The sequence below is a fragment of the Kribbella sp. NPDC050241 genome (assembly GCF_044459685.1).
Classification (GTDB): domain Bacteria; phylum Actinomycetota; class Actinomycetes; order Propionibacteriales; family Kribbellaceae; genus Kribbella.
This window is the reverse complement of the sequence record NZ_JBITJE010000002.1, coordinates 319,841-341,870: the sequence shown is the minus strand read 5'-3', so window position 1 is coordinate 341,870 and position 22,030 is coordinate 319,841. Positions and strand designations below refer to the sequence as shown.

The 22,030-nt window shown below is 69.6% G+C and carries 16 protein-coding genes; 2 read left to right on the top strand and 14 right to left on the bottom strand.

Annotated elements, in window-relative coordinates; genetic code table 11:
• Positions 1-2 precede the first annotated feature (2 nt).
• The 3 genes from ACIBG5_RS09530 to ACIBG5_RS09520 form a co-directional block, all read right to left on the bottom strand.
• Positions 3-761, bottom strand: a complete 759-nt coding sequence (locus ACIBG5_RS09530) for a hypothetical protein (RefSeq protein WP_396391088.1) — start codon at positions 759-761, stop codon at positions 3-5.
• Positions 762-988: 227 nt separating this feature from the next.
• The gene (locus tag ACIBG5_RS09525) at positions 989-2,275 is read right to left on the bottom strand and encodes an MFS transporter (protein ID WP_396391087.1); all 1,287 of its coding nucleotides are present in this window, start codon (positions 2,273-2,275) and stop codon (positions 989-991) included.
• 89 nt (positions 2,276-2,364) lie between these two features.
• Positions 2,365-2,715 (bottom strand): sterol carrier family protein, encoded by a 351-nt coding sequence (locus ACIBG5_RS09520; RefSeq protein WP_360442801.1) that lies wholly within the window; start codon positions 2,713-2,715, stop codon positions 2,365-2,367.
• A gap of 90 nt (positions 2,716-2,805) precedes the next feature.
• Between ACIBG5_RS09520 and ACIBG5_RS09515 the strand changes: the two genes are divergently transcribed.
• Positions 2,806-3,432, top strand: a complete 627-nt coding sequence (locus ACIBG5_RS09515; protein WP_396391086.1) for a hypothetical protein — start codon at positions 2,806-2,808, stop codon at positions 3,430-3,432.
• Positions 3,433-3,434: 2 nt separating this feature from the next.
• Here ACIBG5_RS09515 and ACIBG5_RS09510 read toward each other — a convergent pair whose 3' ends face one another.
• The 7 genes from ACIBG5_RS09510 to ACIBG5_RS09480 all read right to left on the bottom strand — a co-directional run bounded on the left by ACIBG5_RS09510 (position 3,435) and on the right by ACIBG5_RS09480 (position 12,196).
• Entirely contained in the window at positions 3,435-4,961 is a 1,527-nt protein-coding gene (locus tag ACIBG5_RS09510) for an alpha/beta hydrolase (protein WP_396391085.1), read from the bottom strand.
• A gap of 8 nt (positions 4,962-4,969) precedes the next feature.
• Positions 4,970-6,010, bottom strand: coding sequence for a stage 0 sporulation family protein (locus ACIBG5_RS09505; RefSeq protein WP_396392029.1), 1,041 nt, complete (start codon positions 6,008-6,010; stop codon positions 4,970-4,972).
• 70 nt (positions 6,011-6,080) lie between these two features.
• Entirely contained in the window at positions 6,081-7,076 is a 996-nt protein-coding gene (locus tag ACIBG5_RS09500) for a DUF4190 domain-containing protein (protein ID WP_396391084.1), read from the bottom strand.
• 27 nt (positions 7,077-7,103) lie between these two features.
• Positions 7,104-7,772 carry a DUF4190 domain-containing protein gene (locus tag ACIBG5_RS09495; protein ID WP_396391083.1) on the bottom strand — a complete coding sequence of 223 codons (669 nt, stop codon included), beginning with the start codon at positions 7,770-7,772 and terminating at the stop codon, positions 7,104-7,106.
• 117 nt (positions 7,773-7,889) lie between these two features.
• On the bottom strand, positions 7,890-9,092 hold the full coding sequence (locus tag ACIBG5_RS09490; protein WP_396391082.1) for a DNA polymerase III subunit delta': 1,203 nt from the start codon (positions 9,090-9,092) through the stop codon (positions 7,890-7,892).
• Entirely contained in the window at positions 9,089-11,074 is a 1,986-nt protein-coding gene (tmk, locus tag ACIBG5_RS09485; protein ID WP_396391081.1) for a dTMP kinase, read from the bottom strand. Before tmk ends, ACIBG5_RS09490 begins: the two co-directional genes overlap by 4 nt.
• A 9-nt stretch (positions 11,075-11,083) precedes the next feature.
• Positions 11,084-12,196 (bottom strand): pyridoxal phosphate-dependent aminotransferase, encoded by a 1,113-nt coding sequence (locus ACIBG5_RS09480; protein WP_396391080.1) that lies wholly within the window; start codon positions 12,194-12,196, stop codon positions 11,084-11,086.
• A 63-nt stretch (positions 12,197-12,259) separates the two neighbouring features.
• On the opposite strand from ACIBG5_RS09480, the gene ACIBG5_RS09475 reads away from it, so the two are divergent.
• Positions 12,260-13,684: a PLP-dependent aminotransferase family protein gene (locus ACIBG5_RS09475; RefSeq protein ID WP_396391079.1), complete on the top strand. Its 1,425-nt coding sequence runs from the start codon at positions 12,260-12,262 to the stop codon at positions 13,682-13,684.
• A gap of 101 nt (positions 13,685-13,785) precedes the next feature.
• On the opposite strand, the gene ACIBG5_RS09470 is transcribed toward ACIBG5_RS09475, so the two are convergent.
• From ACIBG5_RS09470 to ACIBG5_RS09455, 4 genes are all read right to left on the bottom strand, one after another.
• Entirely contained in the window at positions 13,786-16,584 is a 2,799-nt protein-coding gene (locus ACIBG5_RS09470; RefSeq protein ID WP_396391078.1) for a glycoside hydrolase family 2 TIM barrel-domain containing protein, read from the bottom strand.
• A 626-nt stretch (positions 16,585-17,210) separates the two neighbouring features.
• The gene (locus tag ACIBG5_RS09465) at positions 17,211-17,642 is read right to left on the bottom strand and encodes a Fur family transcriptional regulator (protein WP_396391076.1); all 432 of its coding nucleotides are present in this window, start codon (positions 17,640-17,642) and stop codon (positions 17,211-17,213) included.
• A 33-nt stretch (positions 17,643-17,675) separates the two neighbouring features.
• Complete coding sequence (gene topA, locus ACIBG5_RS09460; RefSeq protein ID WP_396391075.1) at positions 17,676-20,417, bottom strand: type I DNA topoisomerase; 2,742 nt, start codon at positions 20,415-20,417, stop codon at positions 17,676-17,678.
• A 246-nt stretch (positions 20,418-20,663) separates the two neighbouring features.
• On the bottom strand, positions 20,664-21,944 hold the full coding sequence (locus ACIBG5_RS09455) for an alpha/beta hydrolase (RefSeq protein ID WP_396391074.1): 1,281 nt from the start codon (positions 21,942-21,944) through the stop codon (positions 20,664-20,666).
• Positions 21,945-22,030 lie beyond the last annotated feature (86 nt).

The following is a 22,030-nucleotide window of genomic DNA, read 5'->3' as shown; positions in this document are numbered from 1 at the left end:
ACTCAGCGGGTGTAGAGCGGGGACATGGCGAGGGCGAACTTCGTCATCAGGTCGGGGTCGACCGCCCGGGCGGGGAGCGGGACCAGGTCGACCAGTTTGTCGTCGCCGACCCGGATGGTGGTGCGGCCGGTGGCGGTGTCGACGTACCCCTCGTCGCCGAGCGGGAGCGACTGCGAGGTCGCGGCCTTGCGGATCGGCGCCATCAGGGCCTCTGCCTTCGGAGTACGCCGTACTGACGTCGAGAGCACGCTGGTCGGGTTCACCCAGCCGCAGACGAGATCGCCGAGGGTGGTTTCGCCGTCGCGCCGGATCATCGCGGGCGCGCCGAGCACCTTCTCCGCGGCCGACGTACCGCGCTCGCAGTCCGGGCGGGTGATCAGCGGCGGCGCCTCAGGCAGTCCCGGCGCCTGCCGGGCCGCGTCCTGGCCGAGGAGGACGTACTTCGCCAGCGTCGCCGACGGACCGCTGACCTTGTACAGCCGTCCGTCGAGCAGGAACACCACGAAGGTGTTGGTCCCGAACCCGCCCTCGCCGACGGCCGCCGGCTTGGCCGGCTGCCGTTTGGTCGCGGCGTACGCGCGCTGCGTCGCGGTCAGCGTCGCCTTTGTTGCCGGGAGCACCGAAATCCCGACCCGCAGGACCGGGCCGCTCGGGCTGGAGCTCAGGCCGAGCTGGCAGACGTCGTACGTCGGCAGGCCGAACTCGGCCGGGATCGCCTTGGGCTGGATCTGCACCACCGGGACCGCCAACGTCGATTGCACGAGCGTTTGATCCATTCGCACGCACAGCGTGTCCGCAACCTTGGATGTGGCCGGACCACTCGGGGTGGCCGACGGCGTCTCCGAGGGCGTCTCGGTGGGTGTCGTGCTGACCGAGACCAGCGGCGGCACGTTCGGCGCCGTCTCCTGACCCGGTCCGCCGCAACCCGCAAGGGCGGCCGTGGTCAGCCCGGCGATCACAACACGGCGGATACGCATGATGACCGAGCCTAACCCGCTGTGCGCAGCTCTCTTTCGCGGACCGCGTGTTCGTCGGTGCGGGAGTCGTACTGCCAGAACTCGCGCAGCCAGACCGCGGTTCCGATCACGCCGGCGACACAGAGGATGCCGCCGCTGACGATCGCGGTCCGAACGCCGGTGAGGTCGGCGACGAGGCCGGAGCGCGCCTGGCCGCCGAGTGGGCCGAGCGAATAGCCGAGCATCTCGATCCCGGCCAGCCGACCGCGCATCTCGTCCGGGATGGTCTGGTTCCAGATCACCGACCGGAACAGTACCGACACCATGTCCGCGGCGCCGGCCACGGCGAAGAAGGCGATCGCGAACCAGATGTTCGGTGCCAGGCCCGCGACACCGACCGCGGCACCCCAGGTCATGGTCGCGAGGACGACGGCCCGGCCCTGATGGTGGACGTGCTTCGCCCAGCCGCTGGTGAGGCTGGCGATCATCGCCCCGATCGCTTCGGCGCTGTACAGGAGACCGAGCAGTTTCGGCTGCTGGAGGATCTCGGTGGCGAACGCCGGGAACAGCACGATCGGCATCGCCAGGAACATGCCGACCATGTCGACCAGGTAGGTGGCGAGCAGGTCCTTGCGGCGGAACGCGTAAACGATCCCGCCGCCGATCGCGCCCAGGCTCGGCGGCGTGCTGTGCTCACTCGTCTTGTACGAACCCAGGCGGAGGTAGAGCCCGGTGGCGACGATCAACCCGGTGAGCTCGACCGCGAACGCCCAGGTCACGCCGACCGACCCGACCAGTACGCCGCCCAGCGCCGGCCCGGCGAGCTGCCCGATCTGCATGGTCAAAGAGCTCAGCGCGACCGCGGCCGGGATCTCAGCATGCTTGACCACCCGCGGGAGCAGTGCTTCGCGGCTGGGGCGCTGCAGCGACGACGCGATCGCGTTCAGGGCACCACAGACGTAGATGAGCCACACTCGCGGGCTGGCGAGGAGGGTGTTGCCGAGCAGGGTCGCGCAGATGAGGACCTGTGCGACCCCGGTACCGATCAGCAGCTTGCGGCGATCCACGTGGTCCGCGAGCGCGCCGCCGTACAGGCCGAAGACGACGAGTGGCGCGATCGTCACCAGACCCATCGCACCGACGGCGAAGTTGGAGCCGGTGATCTGGTACAGCTGGTAGGGCAGGGCGACGTACCCGACCATGCCGCCGAGGAAGAAGACCGAGCCCGAGACCACCAGGATGCGGAAATCGCGAGAGCCCCGCCAGGGCGTCAGATCGACGCGCAGCCGGCCCAGTCGCTCACGGACACTTGACGCCACCGGCACATAGTGACATCGGACCGCGGCTCCGGCGAAAAGCTTTATCCATCCCTCGGGATCGACTGGTTGCCGTTGGCGTCGATCGCGCTTCAGGCCAGCGGGAGGTACGCCGTCAGGTCGGTGCGTTCACCGCTGGCCCGGAGTTTGCCGGTGGCGCGGGCCTCGATCCAGGTGGTGCGGCCGAGGGCAAGGTCGATCCAGAGCTCCGGCGGGAGCTCGACCACCGCGCCGGGGGTGCCTCGCGTATGCCGAGGGCCTTCGATGCACTGCACCGCGCCGTACGGCGGGACCCGGACCTCGACGGCGTGACCGGGGGCCTTCGCGACCAGGCGTTTCAGCAGTTGCTTGGTCAGCAGCTTCAGGTCGGTGCGCTCCGCCGTACCGGCGACGTACCGTTGGAGTGCTTGCTGAAAAGCCTGATCCTGTGGGGGGCCGAGCATGTTCACGACGTGCCAGCGTACGCGCCGATTTGTGGGGTCGCCCCCTGTGTGGTCGATAATCAGGCTCGAGAATCGGGAAGCGAGGTCGGGATGCTCACGCCCAGGCACCAGGCGCTGCTGATGACGCTGGCGGGAATGACCGTCGGCGTTGCTGTGTTCGGCAGCGTGCTGGCGATCAACGGGAACCCGCTGGCGGACGACAAGCCCGCCGAGATCGTGAACAGCCGGCCCACCCCTGGCACCACGACCCGTTCCGACGGGCTGCAGGCCGACTCCCTGCGCTACACCGAGCAGACGTTCGGCACCGAGAAGGCGCCCGTCTCGGCCGAGGTCCCGGCCGGCTGGAAGAGCAGCCAGGCCGGCACCCGCCCGCGCTTCATGGATCCGGCCGGCGTCTGGCAGATCCGCTTCGACACGCGCGGCAGCGAGTCGTCGCCGGACAAGCTGGTGGACAACCGCGCGAGGAGCATCGACGAGCAGGATCTGGACGTGGTCAGCCGCGCCGACGGCACGCTGATCTACACCTACGTCGACCAGAACCGCGGCCCACGGATGGGGCTGTCGCGCTTCGTCTCCACCGATGGCGGCGAGAGCTCCGCGATCGAGATCACCGTCGGCGGCCGCCCGCAGGACGAGGCCGGCCTGCGCGCCGTACTCGAGCGCGCCACCCAGTCCCTCCAGCTGCCGTCCTCAAGCGGCGACAACCGCCCGAACTGACGTCAGCACTTGATGTCGGCGGTCGGGGCCGTGCCCTGCAGCAGGTAGGTCTCCACCGCGTTGTCGACGCACTCGTTCCCAGCCTTGTAACCGGTGTGCCCGTCACCGTCCCGAGTGACCAGGACACCGCTTTCCAGCTGGTGCGCCAGGCCGACGGCCCACGCGTACGGCGTGGCCGGGTCGCGGGTCGTGCCGACGACCACGATCGGCTTGGCCCCGGCCGCCTTGATCGGATGCGGCTTGTCCTCGGGCTTCACCGGCCAGTTCGCGCACGCCACCGAGCCCCACAACAGGAACGACCCGAACCGGGGTGAGGCGGCCTGGTACTCCGGCTCCTCGGCCTTGGCCTGCGCGACCGAAGTGATGTCCGGTCGGTCCAGGCAGTTGACCGCGTAAATGACCTCGTTCTGGTTGTTCTCGTACCCGGACGGCTTGCGGCCGGTGTACTCGTCGGCGAGAGCCAGCAGGCGCGCGCCCTTGCCGTCGAGGCCGTCCAGGACCGCATCCTCGAGGCGCGGCCAGAAGTCCTTCAGGTACAGCGGGTAGATCACCCCGAGCACCACCAGGGCCTGCGTGACCTGGCGTTTCCCGTCCCCCGGCAGCGGATTCGCGTCGCTGTCGTTGATCAGCTTGTCGACCTTCGCGAGCACTTCCGCCTTGGTGCTGCCGAGCCGGCAGGACCGCTGCGCGCAGTCCTCCGCGAACGCGTCCAGCGCGGTGTCGAAGCCCTTCGCCTGGGCGATGTTGTTCTGCTCCGACGTCTTCGACGGGTCGACCGCGCCGTCGAGCACGAGCCGGCCGACGTTCTTCGGGAACAGTTCGGCGTACGTCGCGCCCAGGTAGGTGCCGTACGACATGCCGAGGTAGTAGAGCTGGGGATCGCCGACGATGCCCCGCAGTACGTCGATGTCGCGGGCGGCATCCTTGGTCGACACGTGCGGCAGCAGCTCGCCGGAGCGCTGCTCACAGCCGTTCGCGAGGGTCTTCGCCTCGTTGTTCAGCTCGTTGATCTCGGCGTCGTCGTCCGGGCTGCCGTCGGCCGCGATGAACTTGTCCAGCTGCTCGGTGTCCAGGCACTTCACCGGGGTCGACTCGCCCACGCCGCGCGGATCCCAGCCGATCACGTCGAACTTCCGCAGCAACGGCTGCCCGAGCACGAACCCGGCCGAGGCGGCGAACTCCAGCCCCGACCCACCCGGCCCGCCGGGGTTGATGAACAGCGTCCCGATCTTCCCGCCACGATCCCGGGCGAGCACCTTCCGCGCCCGCAGCTCGATCGTCTGACCGGCCGGCTTCGAGTAGTCGAGCGGTACGGTGATGGTCGCGCACTGCTGGTTGGAACCGCAGCGCTCCCAGTCCGGCTGCTGCTGGTAGAACTTCTCCAGCCCCGCCGGGATCGGCCCGGCCGGCCCCTTCGGCTGACCGGGACTCGAGCCGGCCGTCCCGCCGCTCTCCCCATCCTGGGCCCGGCTCGCCACCCCACATCCACTCGCCAGTACCGCAACGGCTGCCAGCAACACGGTAGTCATGCGGAATTTCACTGCGGGGCGTCTCCCTCGTCCTCGTGGTGCAGGCGCCGGCGGCGCCGGGGCTTGCGGCGGCGCCGCTGCTCCGTGGTCTCCTCCACGGTGGCCGCGGCGTCCTCCGCGGCTGAGTGCTCTGCCATGGTCTCCGGCGTGGGGGTCGGCACGGCCTCCGGCTCGTCCGGTACGACGTCCGCCAGGCCCTCGGGCAGTGGCGCGTCGGGCGTCGTCGTACTGGAGGCTTCGTACTGCTGACGGGGTGAACACACGTCCGCGCGGCTGCACGCACAGCGCCGGCCTGATGCGGCCAGCCGGACGACCACGGTGTCGCTCGGCACGTTGTGTCCGACCACCACTCCATCACCCGCGGGGGTCTCCACCGGCGTACCGACGGACGGCGCCTTCGCGTTGAACTCCTGGTAGAGCGGGTGCTCGTACTTCAGGCAGCACATCAGCCGCCCGCAGGCGCCGGAGATCTTCAGCGGGTTCAGCGGCAGGTCCTGGTCCTTCGCCATCCGCACGCTGACCGGCTCGAAGTCCTTCAGGAACGTCGCACAGCACAAGTCCCGCCCGCACGGCCCGATCCCGCCCTGCAGCCGGGCCTCGTCGCGGGCACCGACCTGACGCAGCTCGATCCTGGCCCGGAGCCCGCGGGCCAGATCCCGTACGAGCTCGCGGAAGTCGACCCGGTGCGGCGCGGAGAAGTACACGATGACCAGCTGGTCCACATCCGGCCGCCGGTCGACGAAGTCGATGCCGACCACCTTCATCGGCAGCCCGTGCTCGCGAATCAGCCGCTTCGCGATCACCCGCGCATCGGCGCGGCGCACCCGGTTCGCCTCGTCCCGATCCAGGTCATCGGCGGTGGCAATGCCGTCACACAGCGGCAGCCCGCCGATCTCCTCCGTCACGTACTGCGGCGCCCAGACGCACTCAGCCACCTCCGGACCGTCGTCGGTCGGCACCAAGACCTTGTCCCCGACGCGCGGACGATGCGGGCCGGGGTCCAGGTAGTACAGCCGCCCGTAGCGCTCGAACGACACCGCCATCACCATGCCCACGCCAGCCAGAGTACTGGCCAAGCCCTTAGCGCAGTGATCTCCCAGGACCCGCGTGGGCTGGGTGTCAGCGCTTGGTGCCTTTGACTGTGCCTCTGAGGGTGTCGCCCGCGGGGGCGTACGCGGCGCAGATGACCAGGCGGTCGTTGTCGTTCCAGAGGCCTTCGTCGGGTGTCCAGTAGGACATGTCGAGCTCTGAGGTGGCCGCGCTCTTGCCCACGTACTTGGCGAACTCCGTTGCGCAACTGCTCTTCGCGGCCGTCTCCACACCCTTGTCGCCGGGGTACGGGCCGTCCGCGAGGGTGACGTCAGCGACGATCTCTCCGTCGTGCTCCTCCGAGCAGGGCTGGCGCAGCGCCTCGCCCTCGTCGCTGCCGTCGTCGAAGCACTCGCCGACGAGCAGATCCTCTACGTACGTAGTCGTCGGGGTGTACGACGACGTGGTGGGCTGGGGCGCACCGTAGTAGTCGTCGTCCCGGTCCGAACCGACCGCGATCATCACCACGATCAAGCCCACCCAGAAGATCGTGATCAGGCCGCCGACGACGATGCCGGTGATCGCCAGCCCGGTACCACTCTGCCGGCGCTTCTTGATCTGCACGAGGGCCGCGATGCCGAGACCGACCGCCACCGGAGCCGCGATCGAGAACACGATGCTGCCCAGACCGGTCACCAGAGCCGCGGTCGCGAGCGAGTTGGTGGCGTTCGTCGCCGCCCCCGGATACCCGTACCCGTAGGCCGGCGGAAACTGCCCATACCCCGGCTGCCCATACCCAGGCGGTCCGTACGGCGGTTGCCCGTACCCCTGCTGTGGTTGACCATACGGCGCCGGCTGCCCATAGGGCTGCTGGCCATAAGGCTGCTGCCCGTACGCCGGTTGCCCGGGCAGTGACTGCGGTTGCCCCGGTGCCACCCAAGGCGCGGCGCCCGGCTGCTGAGCACCCGGCCGCTGGCCGGGGCCCGGCTGCTGGGCAGGCGGTCGTCCGGCACGGCCGTAGGTCGGGAACGACCTCGGCGTGTCCTGTGGCCGGTCCGGCTCCGGACCGTACGGTGGTTGGCTCACGCTTCCCCCAGCAATCCGCCGCGACAGCTACCGCTGCGACTCGCGCATGCTACCGGTCAACCGGGTCCCCGGCATCCCGACCAGGCACAGGACGTTGCCGTCAGCAACAGCGCGATCTTCCAGCACCACGTAGTACATGTCCAGCTCGGACTGCTCGTACGGCTTCCCGATGAACGTCTTGAACGCCGTCGCGCACTGCTGCGTCGCGACCGTCTGGGTCTCCTCCGCGGACAGGCCGGCCAGGTTCGCCCGAACCTTGGCGTACGCCTCGCCGGTGTGCGAGATCGCACAGTCCTGGATCCGCACCAGCCGCAGGGTCTCCGCCTCCAGGTCCGCGTCGAAGCACTGCTCCACGCGCACCTCCGCGATGCCCACCGTGCGGCCGATGCCCGCCTTCCGTTCGCCGTACAGGTTGAGGCCGACGGCGACGCTGGTAGCGATCACCCAGCAGAGCGTGATCGCCAGCGCGCCGTACGCGAGGCCCTTGCCGCGCGCGCCGGTTCGTTTGATCCGGCGCAGCGCGATCACGGCCAGGACCAGCGCCACCGGCACCAGGCCGGGCAGGCTGGTCACAAAGGCCGCGACGGCGTATCGGTCCTGCCGTTGCTGGGCCGGCGTCGGGACGCCCTCCAGCCAGGACTCTGCTGACGGCAGCGACGGCCGCGCAGGCTGGATCGGAGAGGGCGGCTGGGTCATGTTGGTCCGTTCAGGCAAAACTGCCGAGCGTTCTGTTTTGCCCGGACACCCAGTCATCGGACTCGCCGGTCTCGGTGTTACATCGGCCGCCCGCTAACCGGACGCCACGACTGCCCGCTAGTCGGACGCCAGTCTTACGAACGGGCTGGCCGAGCCCTCGAACAGCGCGATCATGACCGCTTCCAGCGCCATCAGGGGAGCGACGTTCGTCACGATCGCCTCCCGGCAGCCCGACAGGGCATCGATCCGTCGCAGCGTCTGCTCCGGTGTGGTCCGGCCTGCCAGCTGCTCGATCGGGCGACTGAGCTCGGCGTTGATCAGCTCGGCGCCGGCCCGGGTCTGCACCACCAGCACGTCCCGGTAGAGCGCGATCAGGTCGACCAGTGACCGGTCGAGCACGTCGCGTTCCCAGCGCTTCGCGCGAGCCTTCTGCTGCTCCTCGAGCTCCTTGATCGCGGCGCCCGCCTCGCGTGGCCGAGCGCCCTTCGTGCCGACGCCGAGCGCCTGCTCGAGCTCGGTCCGCTCCTTCTCGTCGACCCTCTCGGCGCTCGCCTTGGACTCTTCCTTGGCCGCGTCGACCAGTTGCTGCGCCGACTTCAGGCAGGCCCCGATGTCCCGCAGCGCGAACGGGACCTCGAGCACCTTCGTACGGCGCTCCCGCACCTGCTCGTCCCGCGCCAACGCGCGGGCCCGGCCGATGTGCCCCTGCGCGGCCCGCGCCGCGAACCCGGCGAGCTCCGCATCCACCCCGAGCTTGGTCGTCAGCATGTCCGCCACCGCGGCCACCGGAGGCGTCCGCAGCACCAGCAGCCGGCACCGCGACCGGATCGTCGGTACGACGTCCTCCACGGTCGGTGCGCACAGCACCCAGACCGTCCGTGGCGCGGGCTCCTCGATGCTCTTCAGCAACGCGTCCGCGGCCTGCTCGGTCAGCCGGTCCGCGTCCTCGACCACCATCACCTGCCAGCGGCCCTGGGTCGGACTCATCGCGGCCCGGCGGACGAGTTCGCGGATCTCGCTGACCCGGATCGACAGCAGCTCGGTGCGGATCAGCGACACATCGGGGTGCGCACCGCTGAGCGCCGTACGGCACTGGTTGCACTCGCCACAGCCCTGGTTCGCACACTGCAGGGCGGCCGCGAACGCACGCCCGGCGTTCGATCGGCCGGATCCGGGCGGCCCGGTGATCAGCCAGGCATGCGTCATCCCGGCCACCGCCGCGCCGGTCTCCCCGCGCATGCCGGCCTCGGCCCCGGCCACAGCCTTCCTGAGTACGGCGATCGCCGGCTCCTGCCCGACGAGGTCGTCCCACACACTCATAGGTCCACCTTCGGGAGCATCGGCTGGAGTCTGGCTCTGATCTGCTTCGCGATGTCCTCGCGGTCCTGGGTGGCGTCGAGGATGAGGTAGTGCTGCGGCTCCGCGGCCGCGAGCTCGAGGAACGCGTTGCGGACCCGCTCGTGGAAGTCGTGCGACTGGGCCTCGATCCGGTCCCGTTCGGCGAACCGGCCGAGCCCGCTCCGCGGTGGCAGGTCGAGCAGTATGGTCAGGTTCGGCCGCAGGTCGTCGGTCGCCCAGCGGTTGACCCGCTCCACGTCGGACAGGTCCAGATCGCGCCCGGATCCCTGGTAGGCCAGCGCGGAGTCGACGTACCGGTCGGTGATGACGACCGCGCCGGCCTTGAGCGCGGGCTTGATCACCGAGTCCACGTGCTCGGCCTTGTCGGCGGCGTAGATGAGCGCCTCGGCCCGGTGCGAGATGTCGCCAGTGGCCGGGTCCAGCACGATCTGCCGCAATGTCTTGCCGAGGTCGGTCGCGCCGGGCTCGCGGGTGAGCAGAACCTGCTGACCGTGCTCCTTGAGCCACTCCACCAGCAGCGCGGACTGGGTCGACTTCCCGGCGCCCTCACCGCCTTCGAGCGCGATGAACAGGCCGGTCGTCGGGTAGACGCCGGGGGTCTTGCCGAAGCTGCGCCGGAGGTCACGCCAGAACGGGACGCCCGGGCGGTCGTCCATCTGCCGCCACGCGATCAGGCCGATCACCCCGGCCACGATCGCCGCGATCAGCATCGTCATCGAGGCACCGTTGTAGGTGACCGACTTGCCGCCGATCGAGTACGTGTGCCGGCCGATCGCACCGGCGGCGAACGGCGCGATCGCCAGCGTCACCGCCAGCACCGTGCGTACGGCGGACTGCACGAAGGCGAAGGTGCGACCGCGAACCGCGTCGGGCACCTCGAGACCGAGCAGCGTGTAGCCGGAGACCCAGGACGCACCGGCGCAGAACCCGAGCAGGATCGCGATCATGGTGGCGATCTCGATCTGCTGGATCAGAGCCAATCCGGTCAGGCAGATCCCGGACCCGACCAGCCCGGCCGCGAACAGCCGGCGCCGGGACAGACCGGAGAACAGCCGCGGTCCGAACCCCATGCCGAGGGCGAGACCGCCGAAGACAGCACCGAAGAGCACGCCGTACCCGGGGTCGCCGGCGCCGAGGTCCTCGACGTACGTGCGGCCGAGGCCGATGACCACCGCACCGGCGGCGAACGCCCCGGAGATGCCGACCACCAGCCCGCGGACCACCGGCGTACCGGTGACGTAGGACCAGCCTTCGATCATGGTCCGCCACAGCGTCGGGTGGTCCTCGTGCTCGTGCACCGCGCGACCGATCTCCGAGACCGAGACGATCGCGAGGGCCGAGATCACAAAGGTCGCGGCGTTCACGTACACGGCCAGGTCGACGGCGAAGTCGCCGGACCAGCGGAAGACGAGGGTGATCGCGGTGAAGATGACGGCGGCCGGAAGAGCGGTCCCGTACGTCGTGATCAGGCTGATCTGATTGGCTGCCTCGAGCCGGTGCCGGGGCACCAGGTTGGGCACGCTGGCGTCCTTGGCCGGGCCCCAGATCAGACTCACGATCTCGATCAGCACCGTTGCCACCAACACCCAGGTGAGCGTGCCGACGATCGGGATGCTGACGAAGAACGCGGCCCGGACCAGATCGCCGATGATCATCGTCCAGCGCCGGTCCAGCCGGTCCGCGATCCAGCCGGCCACCGGTCCCATCACCAGTGCGGGCAGCACGCGCAGGAACAGCACGCCGCCGATCGCGAAGTTCGCCGCCTGGTAGTCGTCACCGGCGAACGCCTTCGCCATCGCGGTCAGCGCCAGCAGGCCGATCCAGTCACCGAGGCTGGAGAGCCCGAAGGCGATCCACAGCCGCCGGAACGCCCGGATCCGCAACACCGCGCGCACGTCATGCGCCGGTGCGGGATCGGTCAGCGGGTCGTATACCTCCGGCACACCCAAAGCCTAGTCGTCGGCATCGACAGCCTCGTGCAGTGCCGTCGCCAAGGCGTCGAGGGCGGCCTTCAGCTCCACCGGCGGCGGGAATCCGAAGCCCAGGCGGAACACCCGCGGCTCGTCGCCGAACCAGTCGCCGTCGGCGAGCCGTACGCCGAGCTCAGCGGCCGCGGCCCGGAATCGATCGAGGTCGACCTGCGGCTTGAGCCGGATCGTGCACAACGCCCCGGCGTCCGGCCGGACCCACTCGATCAGGTCGCTGTGCGCCCCCACCCACTCCTCCGTGCTGGCGACTCCTTCGGCCAGCCACGGGCGCCGTACGGCGAGGATCTCGTCCTCGAGCTCGAACACCCGGACGGCCAACGCCTCGGTCACCGGGGACGCGGACACCACCGTGTTGAACTTCGCGGTCACCAGCTGATCGACGAGATCCGCGTCGGTGCTGACAATCCACCCGATCCGCAACCCGGCCGCGCCGTGGCACTTCGACAGCGACGCAACCGTCACCACGTTCGCGCCGAGGTGGATCGCGGTCTCCGCCACCGGATCATCGCCGTACGTCGCGGTGCGGTAGGTCTCGTCGACCATCAGATATGCGTCGGGGCAGATCTCGCTCATGGCGGCGACGATCTCGCGCAGGGTCTCCAGCGGTACGGCGACCCCGGACGGGTTCTGCGGTGTCGTCAGACTGACGAGTTTCGTCTGCGGGGTAAGGCGTTCGCGGACTGCGTCAGCGGTCACTCGGTAGCCGTCGTCGAAGGTCAGCGGGATCACGCGGACATCGGCACCCACGGATTCGTAGGCGTTGCGGGTCAGCGGGAACAGCGGTGCGGTCGTGACGACCTCGCCACCATGATCCGCGAGCAGATAGGCGAGCAGGAAGATCGCGTGCATCCCGCCGACCGTGACGACCACCTGATCGGGACGTACGCCGTGCGCGTCGGCGATCGCGGTCCGGAGCCGGAGGTCGCCGGCGGCGGTGCCGTAGCTCAGCTCCAGGTCGCCCAGCTCGGGGGTGAGCAGGTCCGAGAGCCGGAGGTCGGGTCCGTAGCTCTCGCCGAGCTCATGGCGGGACTCTTCGTCGGTCAGGGACACGATGTCGTTGCGCGGGAAGGTGGCCATGCCGCCATCGTCCGGGACCGGCCCTGGCGACCCCAGAGCCAATCCGGCACAATTGGTTTGCAGATGAGACCAATCGAGCTGAGTGAGCATTTGGGACGCTGGTCGTCGGGCCGCGGCCCGCTGTACGTGCTGCTCGCGGCCAGGATGCGCCGGCTGATCGACGACGGTGAGCTGCCTGCGGGCGCACTGCTGCCGCCGGACCGGGCGCTGGCTGGAGCGCTGGCCGTCGGGCGTACGACGGTGGTGGCCGCCTACGAGCTGCTGCGCTCCGAAGGGCGGATCACTCGGCGCCAGGGCAGTGGGACGCGGGTGGCTGGAGTCCCGTCTGGGGCCGCGGTCGAGGACGCGCCGGTGGACCCGATCTTCCTGGACTCGCTGGAGTCGCACGACGACGGCGTACTGCTCGCGATCTGTGCCGCGCCGGAGGATCCGCCGCCGCAGGTAGCGGAGGCGTACGCGCGGATCGTTCCGGAACTCGGGAAGATCAGCGGCGACATCGGCTACTACCCGTACGGCGTACCGGTCCTGCGGGAGGCGATCGCTCGGCGTTATGCGGAGTACGGCGTACCGACGACGCCGGAGCAGATCCTGGTGTCGAACGGTGGTCAGCAGGCGCTCTCGTTGCTGGCGCACACGCTGCTGTCTCCTGGGGATCAGGTCCTGGTCGAGGCTCCGACGTACCCGGGTGCACTGGAGGCGTTCCGGGAGGGGGCGGCGGTGCTGCGTGGGCTGCCGGTTGGTCTGGAGGGCTTCGAGGCCGCGGTGCGGGAACGGCGTCCGGCGTTGGCTTATGTGATCCCGACGTACCACAACCCGACGGGGACGGTGCTGTCTCCGCTGGCCCGGCAGCGGTTGGCGCGGGCGGCTGCGGCGGCGGACGTACCTCTGATCGAGGACGAGGTGCCGGCGGATCTCGGCTTCCCTGGTGAGCCGCGATTGAAGCCATTGGCGGCGTACAGCGATGCGGTGATCTCGGTCGGCTCACTGAGCAAGAGCATCTGGGGCGGGCTACGCATCGGCTGGGTCCGCGCACCTGCTCCGCTCATCACGCGCCTGGCCCGCGTCCGCGCAGTCCACGACCTCGGCGGCAACGTCCCCACCCAGCTGGCCGCCGCACACCTGGTCACGCAGCTCGACGACCTGGGCCTGGCGCGGGAGCTGGAGACCCGCCACGACCACCTGCACGCCCTCCTGGCCGAACACCTCCCGACCTGGCACGTCCCACCCGTCCGCGGCGGCCAAACCCTCTGGGCCCGCCTCCCCCACGGCGACGGCAACTCCTTCGCCCAATCCGCTCTCCGCCAGGGCCTGGCCATCCTCCCCGGCGCCGGCCTGGACGTGACCGGCGCCGCCGACCCCTACCTCCGCCTCCACTTCCGAGCCCGCCCAGATGAACTAACCGAAGCAGTAGCCCGCCTAGCCACCGCCTGGCAGACCTACAACCCACCGGCCAACCGAGTCCACCCCCGGCCGGCCATCGCCATCTGAAGGGTTCTGCGGATCGCCAGGCCATCACAATCGCGGAGTCCTCGAGACCCACAGGCGGGAGCCGCTCGGGTTCGCCCAGTCGTGATGGCCTGCCGGTCCGCCTACGCGGTCGTGAAGCGGAGGGTGAGGGTGGCGGGGGCGGGTTTGAGTTTGTCTCGGTCTGGGAGGGCTGGGCCGCAGGCGGCTGTGCCTACGCCGGTTTGGGCGATGTCGAGGGTTACGTACGTGGTGTCGCCGGGGGTCAGGTCTGCTGTGTGTTTGGCGGTCTCGAGGGCCTGGGTGGTCCAGTCGCGGACGGTGAGGCCGAAGAGGGGGCCGAGCGCTTCGATCCGGAGGCCGTCGAGGGTGGCCCAGCGGGTGTCGATGCGGTGGCCGTTCTCCTGGGGACGGACGTACGGCGTCTGCAGTTCGGCGACCGTGGCCGAGTACCTGCCGACCGCCGCCGCCTCGCGGGTGTCGACGTACGCCTCGTTCGGGCCGGTGCCGAACCACTCGACCCGCTCCACCTTCGGCAGCTCGAACGTGATGCCGAGCCGCGGCAGCACCTCCGGGAACTGACCTTCAGGTACGACGTTCAGCTCGAGAACGACCGCACCGTCGACAGCGGTCCAGCGCCAGGTGCTGACGAGACCCCACTGCAGCTGAGGCGGCGCGGTCCGGGTGACGACCTCCCAGGCACCATCACGTTCGCCCTGCGACACGATCCGGTGCTGCACCCGATGCAGCCCCTGCTCACGCCACGCGTCCGCAACCCCCGGGTTCGCGTCGTTGTCGATCGGCGCCCGCCAAACATCCAGCCGAGCGTCCCGCACGTCGCCGAAGGAGATCCCGCCGACGCCAGCCACCACATTGGTAGCCGACACCCCCGCTGGGCGGGCCGGCTCTCCGGCCGGCTCGTCCATCCGGAGCTGACCCCAGGCGATCCGGTGACCGGCCTCCGCCCAGGAAGTGGCCTCGGTGAGCTCAGCCGTGACGGTCACCCAGATCTCGGACTCACCCCCGTCGACCCGCTTGTGCACGCCCGGCGGCAGCACGAGCGTCGCGGTCTCACCGGGCGCGAGCACCGGAACCGGCAGCGTGCCTTCTCCGACCCGCTCACCCGCGACCTCCAGCACCATCCGGAACGTCAGGTGGCTCGTGTCCAGCACCTCGTACCGGCTCGTCACCGACACCCCACCGTTGCCATCGGCAACGATGCGCAGCGGCTCGATCACCTTCACGTATTCGAGCATGCCCGGCGACGGCGTCCGGTCAGGGAACAGCAGTCCGTCGCAGACGAAGTTCCCGTCGTGGATCGTCTCGCCGAAGTCACCGCCGTACGCGGAGACCTCGCGCCCGTCGATGGTGGTCCGGATGCCGTGGTCGATCCACTCCCAGATGAAGCCGCCCTGGCAGCGCGGGTACTTGTCGAACACCTCGCGGTAGTCGAGCAACCCACCCGGCCCGTTGCCCATCGCGTGCCCGTACTCGCACAGGATGAACGGCAGATTCCGGTACAGCGAGGTGTCCGCCCCGATCTCCGCACACCCCTCCGGCGAGGTGTACATCCGCGAGTAGATGTCGACGAACTCCGCCTCGGTGTCGCGCTCGTAGTGCACCGGCCGCGACGGGTCGATCTCCTTCGCCAGGTCATACATCGCGCGGAGGTTCTCGCCCATCCCGCACTCGTTGCCGAGCGACCAGATGATGATCGACGGGTGGTTCTTGTCCCGGTGCACTGTGCGCGCCATCCGCGCCACCAGGTCCTCGCGGAACCGCACGTCCATCACCGGGTTCGGCAGCTTCGGCGGCTCCGGCTCGTACCCGAACCCGTGCGTCTCCAGATCGCACTCGTCGATCACGTACAGGCCGTAGGAGTCACACAGCGACAGGAAGTGCGGGTGCGGCGGGTAGTGGCTGGTCCGGACCGCGTTGATCCCGGCCCGCTTCATCAGCAGTACGTCGTCCAGCATGTCCTGCTCGGTCAGCGCGCGACCGCGATCGGGGTGGAACTCATGCCGGTTGACGCCGTTGAACAGCACCCGGTTGCCGTTGACCTCGAGTACGCCGTCGACGATCGCGACCGTACGGAACCCGATCCGCAGCCGAACCTCACCACCTTCGGTCCGCAGCACACCGTCGTACAACCGCGGCACCTCGGCGCTCCACGGCTCGACCTTCTCGATCCGGACATGCTCCCCGGTCGCAAGCTCCAGCCCCAACGAAGGCACGCTCACCGTGCCAGGTACGTCGGACTCCACCAGCAGCGTGCCCGCGCTGTCGAGATGGTCGTAGGCGGCCTTCACGAAGACGTCGGTGGGAGCGGACGGCTTGAGCGCGAGCAGATTCACCTCGCGGAAGATCCCGGACAGCCACCACATGTCCTGGTCCTCGACATAGCTGCCGGCCGACCATTGGTGCACACGGACGGCGATCCGCGCTTCCTTGCCCGGAGCAACCAACTCCGTCAGATCGAACTCCGACGGCAGCCGCGAACCCGAGGACCAGCCGACCATCGAGCCGTTGACATGGACGGCGAACCTCGAGTCGACGCCCTCGAACCGCAGCACGACCCGCGCACCGGACCAGTCCGCCGGGATCGTCACGGTCCGGACGTAGTCACCGGTCGGGTTGTCCGTCGGCACGTACGGCGGCTCGAGCGGGAACGGATAGACCACGTTCGTGTACGCGGGGGCGCCGTACCCGCTGAGCTGCCAATGCCCGGGGACCGCGATGGTGTCCCACCCGGTGGTGTCCGGGTCCTTCAGGTCGTCGGGGGCGTCGGCCACGCTCGGGGACAGCCGAAAGCTCCAGTCCCCGCTGAGCGGGATCCGCTCCGCGTCGTCGTCCAGCCAGGCCCGCGGGGGAAGTACGCCCGCACCGGGGGCAAAGTCCTCGACATAGCTCAGGTCATCCGTCACACCCACCGACCCTAAGCCAACCTTGTTCACGAATCCACACCGATGAACAGATATGGACAACCCCACCCCACCCCACCCCACCCCTCCCAGCCCAACCCGTCCCCCGTCTCGTGGGTTGACCCCTCAGACGATGGGTTGGCCAGCCGCAGGCCGTGGGTCAACCCCCGCTCTGATGGGCGGACCCATCAAACGGGACGTCGGCGAGCCGCGAGCGGGATCTGATGGGCTGACCCATGAGACAGGGGGTTGGCCAGCCGCATGCCGTGGGTCAACCCCCGCTCTGATGGGCGGACCCATCAAACGGGACGTCGGCGAGCCGCAAGCGGGATCTGATGGGCTGACCCATGAGACAGGGGGTTGGCCAGCCGCATGCCGTGGGTAAACCCCCGCTCTGATGGGCGGACCCATCAAACGGGACGTCGGGGAGCCGCAAGCGGGATCTGATGGGCTGACCCATGAGACAGGGGGTTGGCCAGCCGCATGCCGTGGGTCAACCCACACTCTGATGGGTCAGCCCATGAGACGCGGGGCCGGCGGCGCGGGGTCGAGGACGCGCACCGCGGGGCTGGGCCGGGGCGCTCGGGCGCTCGGGAGGCGGGAGGCGGGGGGCGCGGGTGCGGGTGCGGTCAGGCCTGGCAGTCCATGCAGATGCCGACGAGGGCTACCTGCTCGGGGGCCAGCTGGAAGCCGAGCTCGCGCTGGACCTTCTTCCGGGCGGCCTCGAGGATGTCGCCGGGAGCGTCGTACACGGTGCCGCACTCGGAGCAGCGCAGGTGCAGGTGACGAGGCGCGAGATCCCCGGCCAGGTGGTACGTCGTCCCCGCGCGGCCGAGGTGGACATGTGTGACGAGGCCGAACTCGCCGAGCGCGTCCAGAGCCCGGTAGACGGTGGCGCGGTGGATCCCCGGCCGCAGCTCCTCCGCCCGCTCGCCGATCTGCTCGGCGCTGAGGTGCTCCTCCGTGCCGGCGAGCACCTCGACGACCGCCAGCCGCGCCGGTGTGACGCGCTCGCCACGGTCCCGCAGCCGCTGCGCGGTGACCTCGACAGCACTCGTCACATCGGCCTCCTCACCAGTCTCCCGTCAGCGACACTAGGACTTCTTCGCCGCCGTCTTCTTGGTCGCCGTCTTCTTCGCGGCGGCCTTCTTGGTGGTCGTCTTCTTGGCCGTGGTCTTCTTGGCCGCCGTCTTCTTCGCCGCGGTCTTCTTCGCCGGCGACTTCCGGGCCGTCTTCTTCACCGGTCCACGGGCCCGCTTGTCGGCGAGCAGCTCGGCCGCGCGCAGCAGCGAGATCGTCTCGACAGCGTCGTCCTTGCGCAGGGTCGCGTTGGTCTCGCCGTCGGTCACGTACGGACCGAAGCGGCCCTCCTTGACCACCACCGGCTTGCCCGACTCCGGGTCCTCGCCCAGCTCCTTCAGCGGCGGCGCCGCGGCCCTACGGCCACGTTGCTTCGGCTCGGCATAAATACGAAGAGCTTCCTCGAGGGTGATGTCGAACATCTGCTCCTCGGACGACAGCGACCGCGAGTCCGTCCCCTTCTTCAGGTACGGCCCGTAGCGCCCGTTCTGCGCGGTGATCTCGTCGCCGCTGTCCGGATCCTTGCCGACCACCCGCGGCAGCGACAGCAGCTTCATCGCGTCGCCGAGGTCGATGCTCTCCAGCGTCATCGACTTCAGCAGCGAACCGGTCCGCGGCTTGGCGCTCTTCGGCGCGTCCTCGGGCAGCACCTCGGTCACGTACGGCCCGAACCGCCCGGCCTTCGCCACCACCTTCAGCCCGGTGTCGGGCGCGTTCCCCAGCTCGTGCTCGACCCCCGACGGCTGGCTGAGCAGCTCCTGGGCCTTCCCCACGGTCAGCTCGTCCGGCGGCAGGTCCTCCGGCACATTGGCGCGCCGCTCGTCCTTGTCCTCGACGTACGGCCCGTAGCGACCGACCCGGAGCACGATCCCGGAGTCGTCGCCGCCGACCGGGAACGTCGACATCTCCCGGGCGTCGATGTCGCCCAGGTCGCTGACCATCGACTGCAGGCCCTCGACATCGTCGTGACCGAAGTAGAACCGGCCGAGCACGCCCTCGCGCTGCAGGTTGCCGGCCGCGACCTCGTCGAGGATGTCCTCCATCGACGCGGTGAACGTGTAGTCGACCAGCCGGGTGAAGTGCTCCTCCAGCAGCCGCACGACCGCGAACGCCAGCCAGGCCGGCACCAGCGCCTGGCCCTTCTTGTAGATGTACCCGCGGGCCACGTTCGTGCCGAGGATGGTCGCGTACGTCGACGGGCGGCCGATCTCGCGCTCTTCCATCTCCCGGATCAGCGTGGCCTCGGTGTAGCGGGCCGGCGGCTTGGTCTCGTGCCCGGAGGCGAGCACCTCGACCGCGGGCAGTACGTCGCCCTCGGTCACGTCGGGCAGCCGGGTCTCCTGGTCGTCCGTCCCGGCGGACGGGTCGTCCGCGCCCTCGACGTACGCCTTCAGGAAGCCGTGGAAGGTGATCACCCGGCCGGACGAGGTGAACTCGCACTTCTCACCGGTCGACGCGGTCGCGTCGATCCGGATCGAGACGCTGCGGCCCTCGGCGTCCTTCATCTGGGACGCGATGGTGCGCATCCAGATCAGCTCGTACAGCCGGTACTCCGCACCGGACAGACCGGTCTGCGCCGGGGTCTGGAAGACCTCACCGGCCGGCCGGATCGCCTCGTGCGCCTCCTGCGCGTTCTTCACCTTGGAGGTGTAGACGCGCGGCTTGTCCGGCAGGTACGACGCGCCGTACAGCTCCCGGACCTGGGCCCGGGCCGCGGTGATCGCGGTGTCGGACAGCGTGACGCTGTCCGTACGCATATAGGTGATGTTGCCGTTCTCGTACAGCCGCTGGGCGATCTGCATGGTCTGCGAGGCGGACATGCCGAGCTTGCGGCCGGCCTCCTGCTGCAGCGTGGTGGTCCGGAACGGCGCGTACGGCTTGCGGGTGTACGGCTTGGACTCGATCGACCGGACGGAGAACTGCGAGTCGCGCAGCGCGCCGGCCAGTGCGGTCGCGGTCGCCTCGTTCAGGTGGACCGTGTTCTGGCTCTTCAGCTCGCCGATCGAGCTGAAGTCGCGCCCTTGGGCGACCCGTCGGCTGTCCACCGAGATCAGCCGGGTCGGGAACTGCCGTGGCGAGCGACCCTCACCCGCGTCGAGAGTGGCGTCCAGGTCCCAGTACGACGCGCTGCGGAACGCGATCCGCTCCCGCTCCCGGTCGACCACCATCCGGATCGCGACGGACTGCACGCGGCCCGCCGACAGCTTCGGCATGACCTTCTTCCACAGCACCGGCGAGACCTCGTAGCCGTACAGCCGGTCGAGGATCCGGCGCGCCTCCTGCGCGTCGACCAGCGCCTCGTCGATGTCGCGGGCGTTGCCGACCGCGTCCTGGATCGCCTTCGGCGTGATCTCGTGGAAGACCATCCGCTTCACCGGGACCCGCGGCTTCAGCTCCTCCAGCAGGTGCCAGGCGATCGCCTCGCCCTCGCGGTCCTCATCGGTGGCCAGGAAGAGTTCGTCGGCGCCCTTGAGCAGATCCTTCAGCTTGCGGATCTGGGCCCGCTTGTCCGCCGGTACGACGTACAGCGGGTCGAAGTGGTCCTCGACATTGACGCCGAGCCGCGCCCAGGGCAGGCCCTTGTACTTCGCCGGGATCTCGTCCGCCCCGCTCGGCAGGTCGCGAATGTGGCCGAAGCTCGACTCCACCACGTATCCGGACCCCAGGAAGCCGGCGATCATCCGCGCCTTCTTCGGCGACTCGACGATCACCAGGCGGCTGCCCGCCGATGTCTTCGTCCCTGCTGCCCCTGCCACTGCGCTCCTTGCTCTCGCTCTCGTCCTGCGGCAACGTCCATGACCGGACGTCTGTTCCCCGGGCACAGACCGACCCCGTCCGAGGACAGGGTACGGCCGACGGCAACACATTTCTCAACGCACGGTAACCGCTGCCACCCCCGGTCCGCCTCCCAGGGTTTCAGAAAGTGGCGAACCACCCACAGTCGTCGCGCGTCGCGGCGCGGCCACCTCCGACCCCCGATGTTGTCCCGAGGGTACGCCGTCTCAGCGGGCGAAACGGATCTCCGGGTATTTCGGGGAGTCGCCGCGCAGCAGCAGCCCGGGCCGCCGGCGCAGGGTCTGGTCGAAGAATGCCACGAGGTACTCGCGCTGCGCGAGCACGCTGCGCGCGGGGTCGGCTTTGCCGACGAGGGCCGTCATCACCGACGTGATGATCGGGTCGTCGCCGTAGATCGAACGGAACAACTGGTCGAAGACGAACTGGTAGTCGGTGAACGCCTTCTGCTTGGCGCCGGCCAGCCTGAGGTTCAGCTTCCAGCCGCGCTGGGCCTCCCAGAAGCCGGCCCAGGACTTGTCGTAGTTCTCCTGGTCCGGATCGGTCCGCTGGGTGGTGTCCGATCCGAACAGCAGGAACGGCCGGTCCAGACCCTTGCGCGCGACCTCGCCGAGCGGCCCCTTCGCGGGGTCGTCCTGCAAGGTGCCGTCCAGGTCCAGGCCGGCTGAGATCCGGCGGTCCTCGAGCAGCGTGTTCGCGGTCGCGTAGCCGCCGAGCGAGAACCCGAACATGCCGACCCGGCGCAGGTCGAGCCCGACCGCCGTCCCCGGCGGGAGGTCGTTGCCCTCGGCACCGGGATTCTGCCCGGCGGCGATCAGCTCCAGCTGGTCCAGCACGAACCGCGCGTCGGCCGTGCGGGTCTCGACCGCCCTCCGGGTGAAGACCGGATCCGGCAACTGGGACGCCGGCACACCGGGCAGGAACCGCCCACCCGGGAACTCGACCGGAGTCTCGTGGGTGTGGTCCATCGTCACCACGACGCACCCGCGGCTGGCCAGCTCCTCGACCTGTGCGGTGTTGACGAAACGGCTGTACTGGTAGCCGGGAGAGAACAGTACGACGGGATGCCGCATCGGCTGCATCGGCGCGTCGATGCGGGAGTGCGTCTCGGTACCGGCGAAGTCGAACGAGCCGGATGGCAGCGCGAGGCCGTACTCACCGGTCCAGGTGTTGTCCACCTCCTTGGCGGTCCGGGCCGGCATGTACTTCGCGAACGGCGCCGAGCCGACCACCGAGGCCGGGTACCAGATGCTGATCATCAGCTCCCGCCGGCCGCTCGGCATGCTCGGGTCCGGCCGGGACTGGTCGATCAGATGGACGGCCGTCGTCCCGAGCGCCTTGCGCCCGGTCGGCGCCGGTAGCTCGAAGGTCACCGGGTGGAAGTCGGGGTCATCGTGCTCCGGGTCGAACCGAACGGCTCGGGCGACGCCGGGAGCGGCCATCGCCAAGCCTGCGGCCAGCCCTGCCGTCAGCACACCGCGTCGCGTCACAGACCTGGTGACTGTGTGACTGGTGGTGCGGATGGGACGCCTGTTCGCCATGCGACTCATCGTCACGACCGCATTTCACCCCGTGA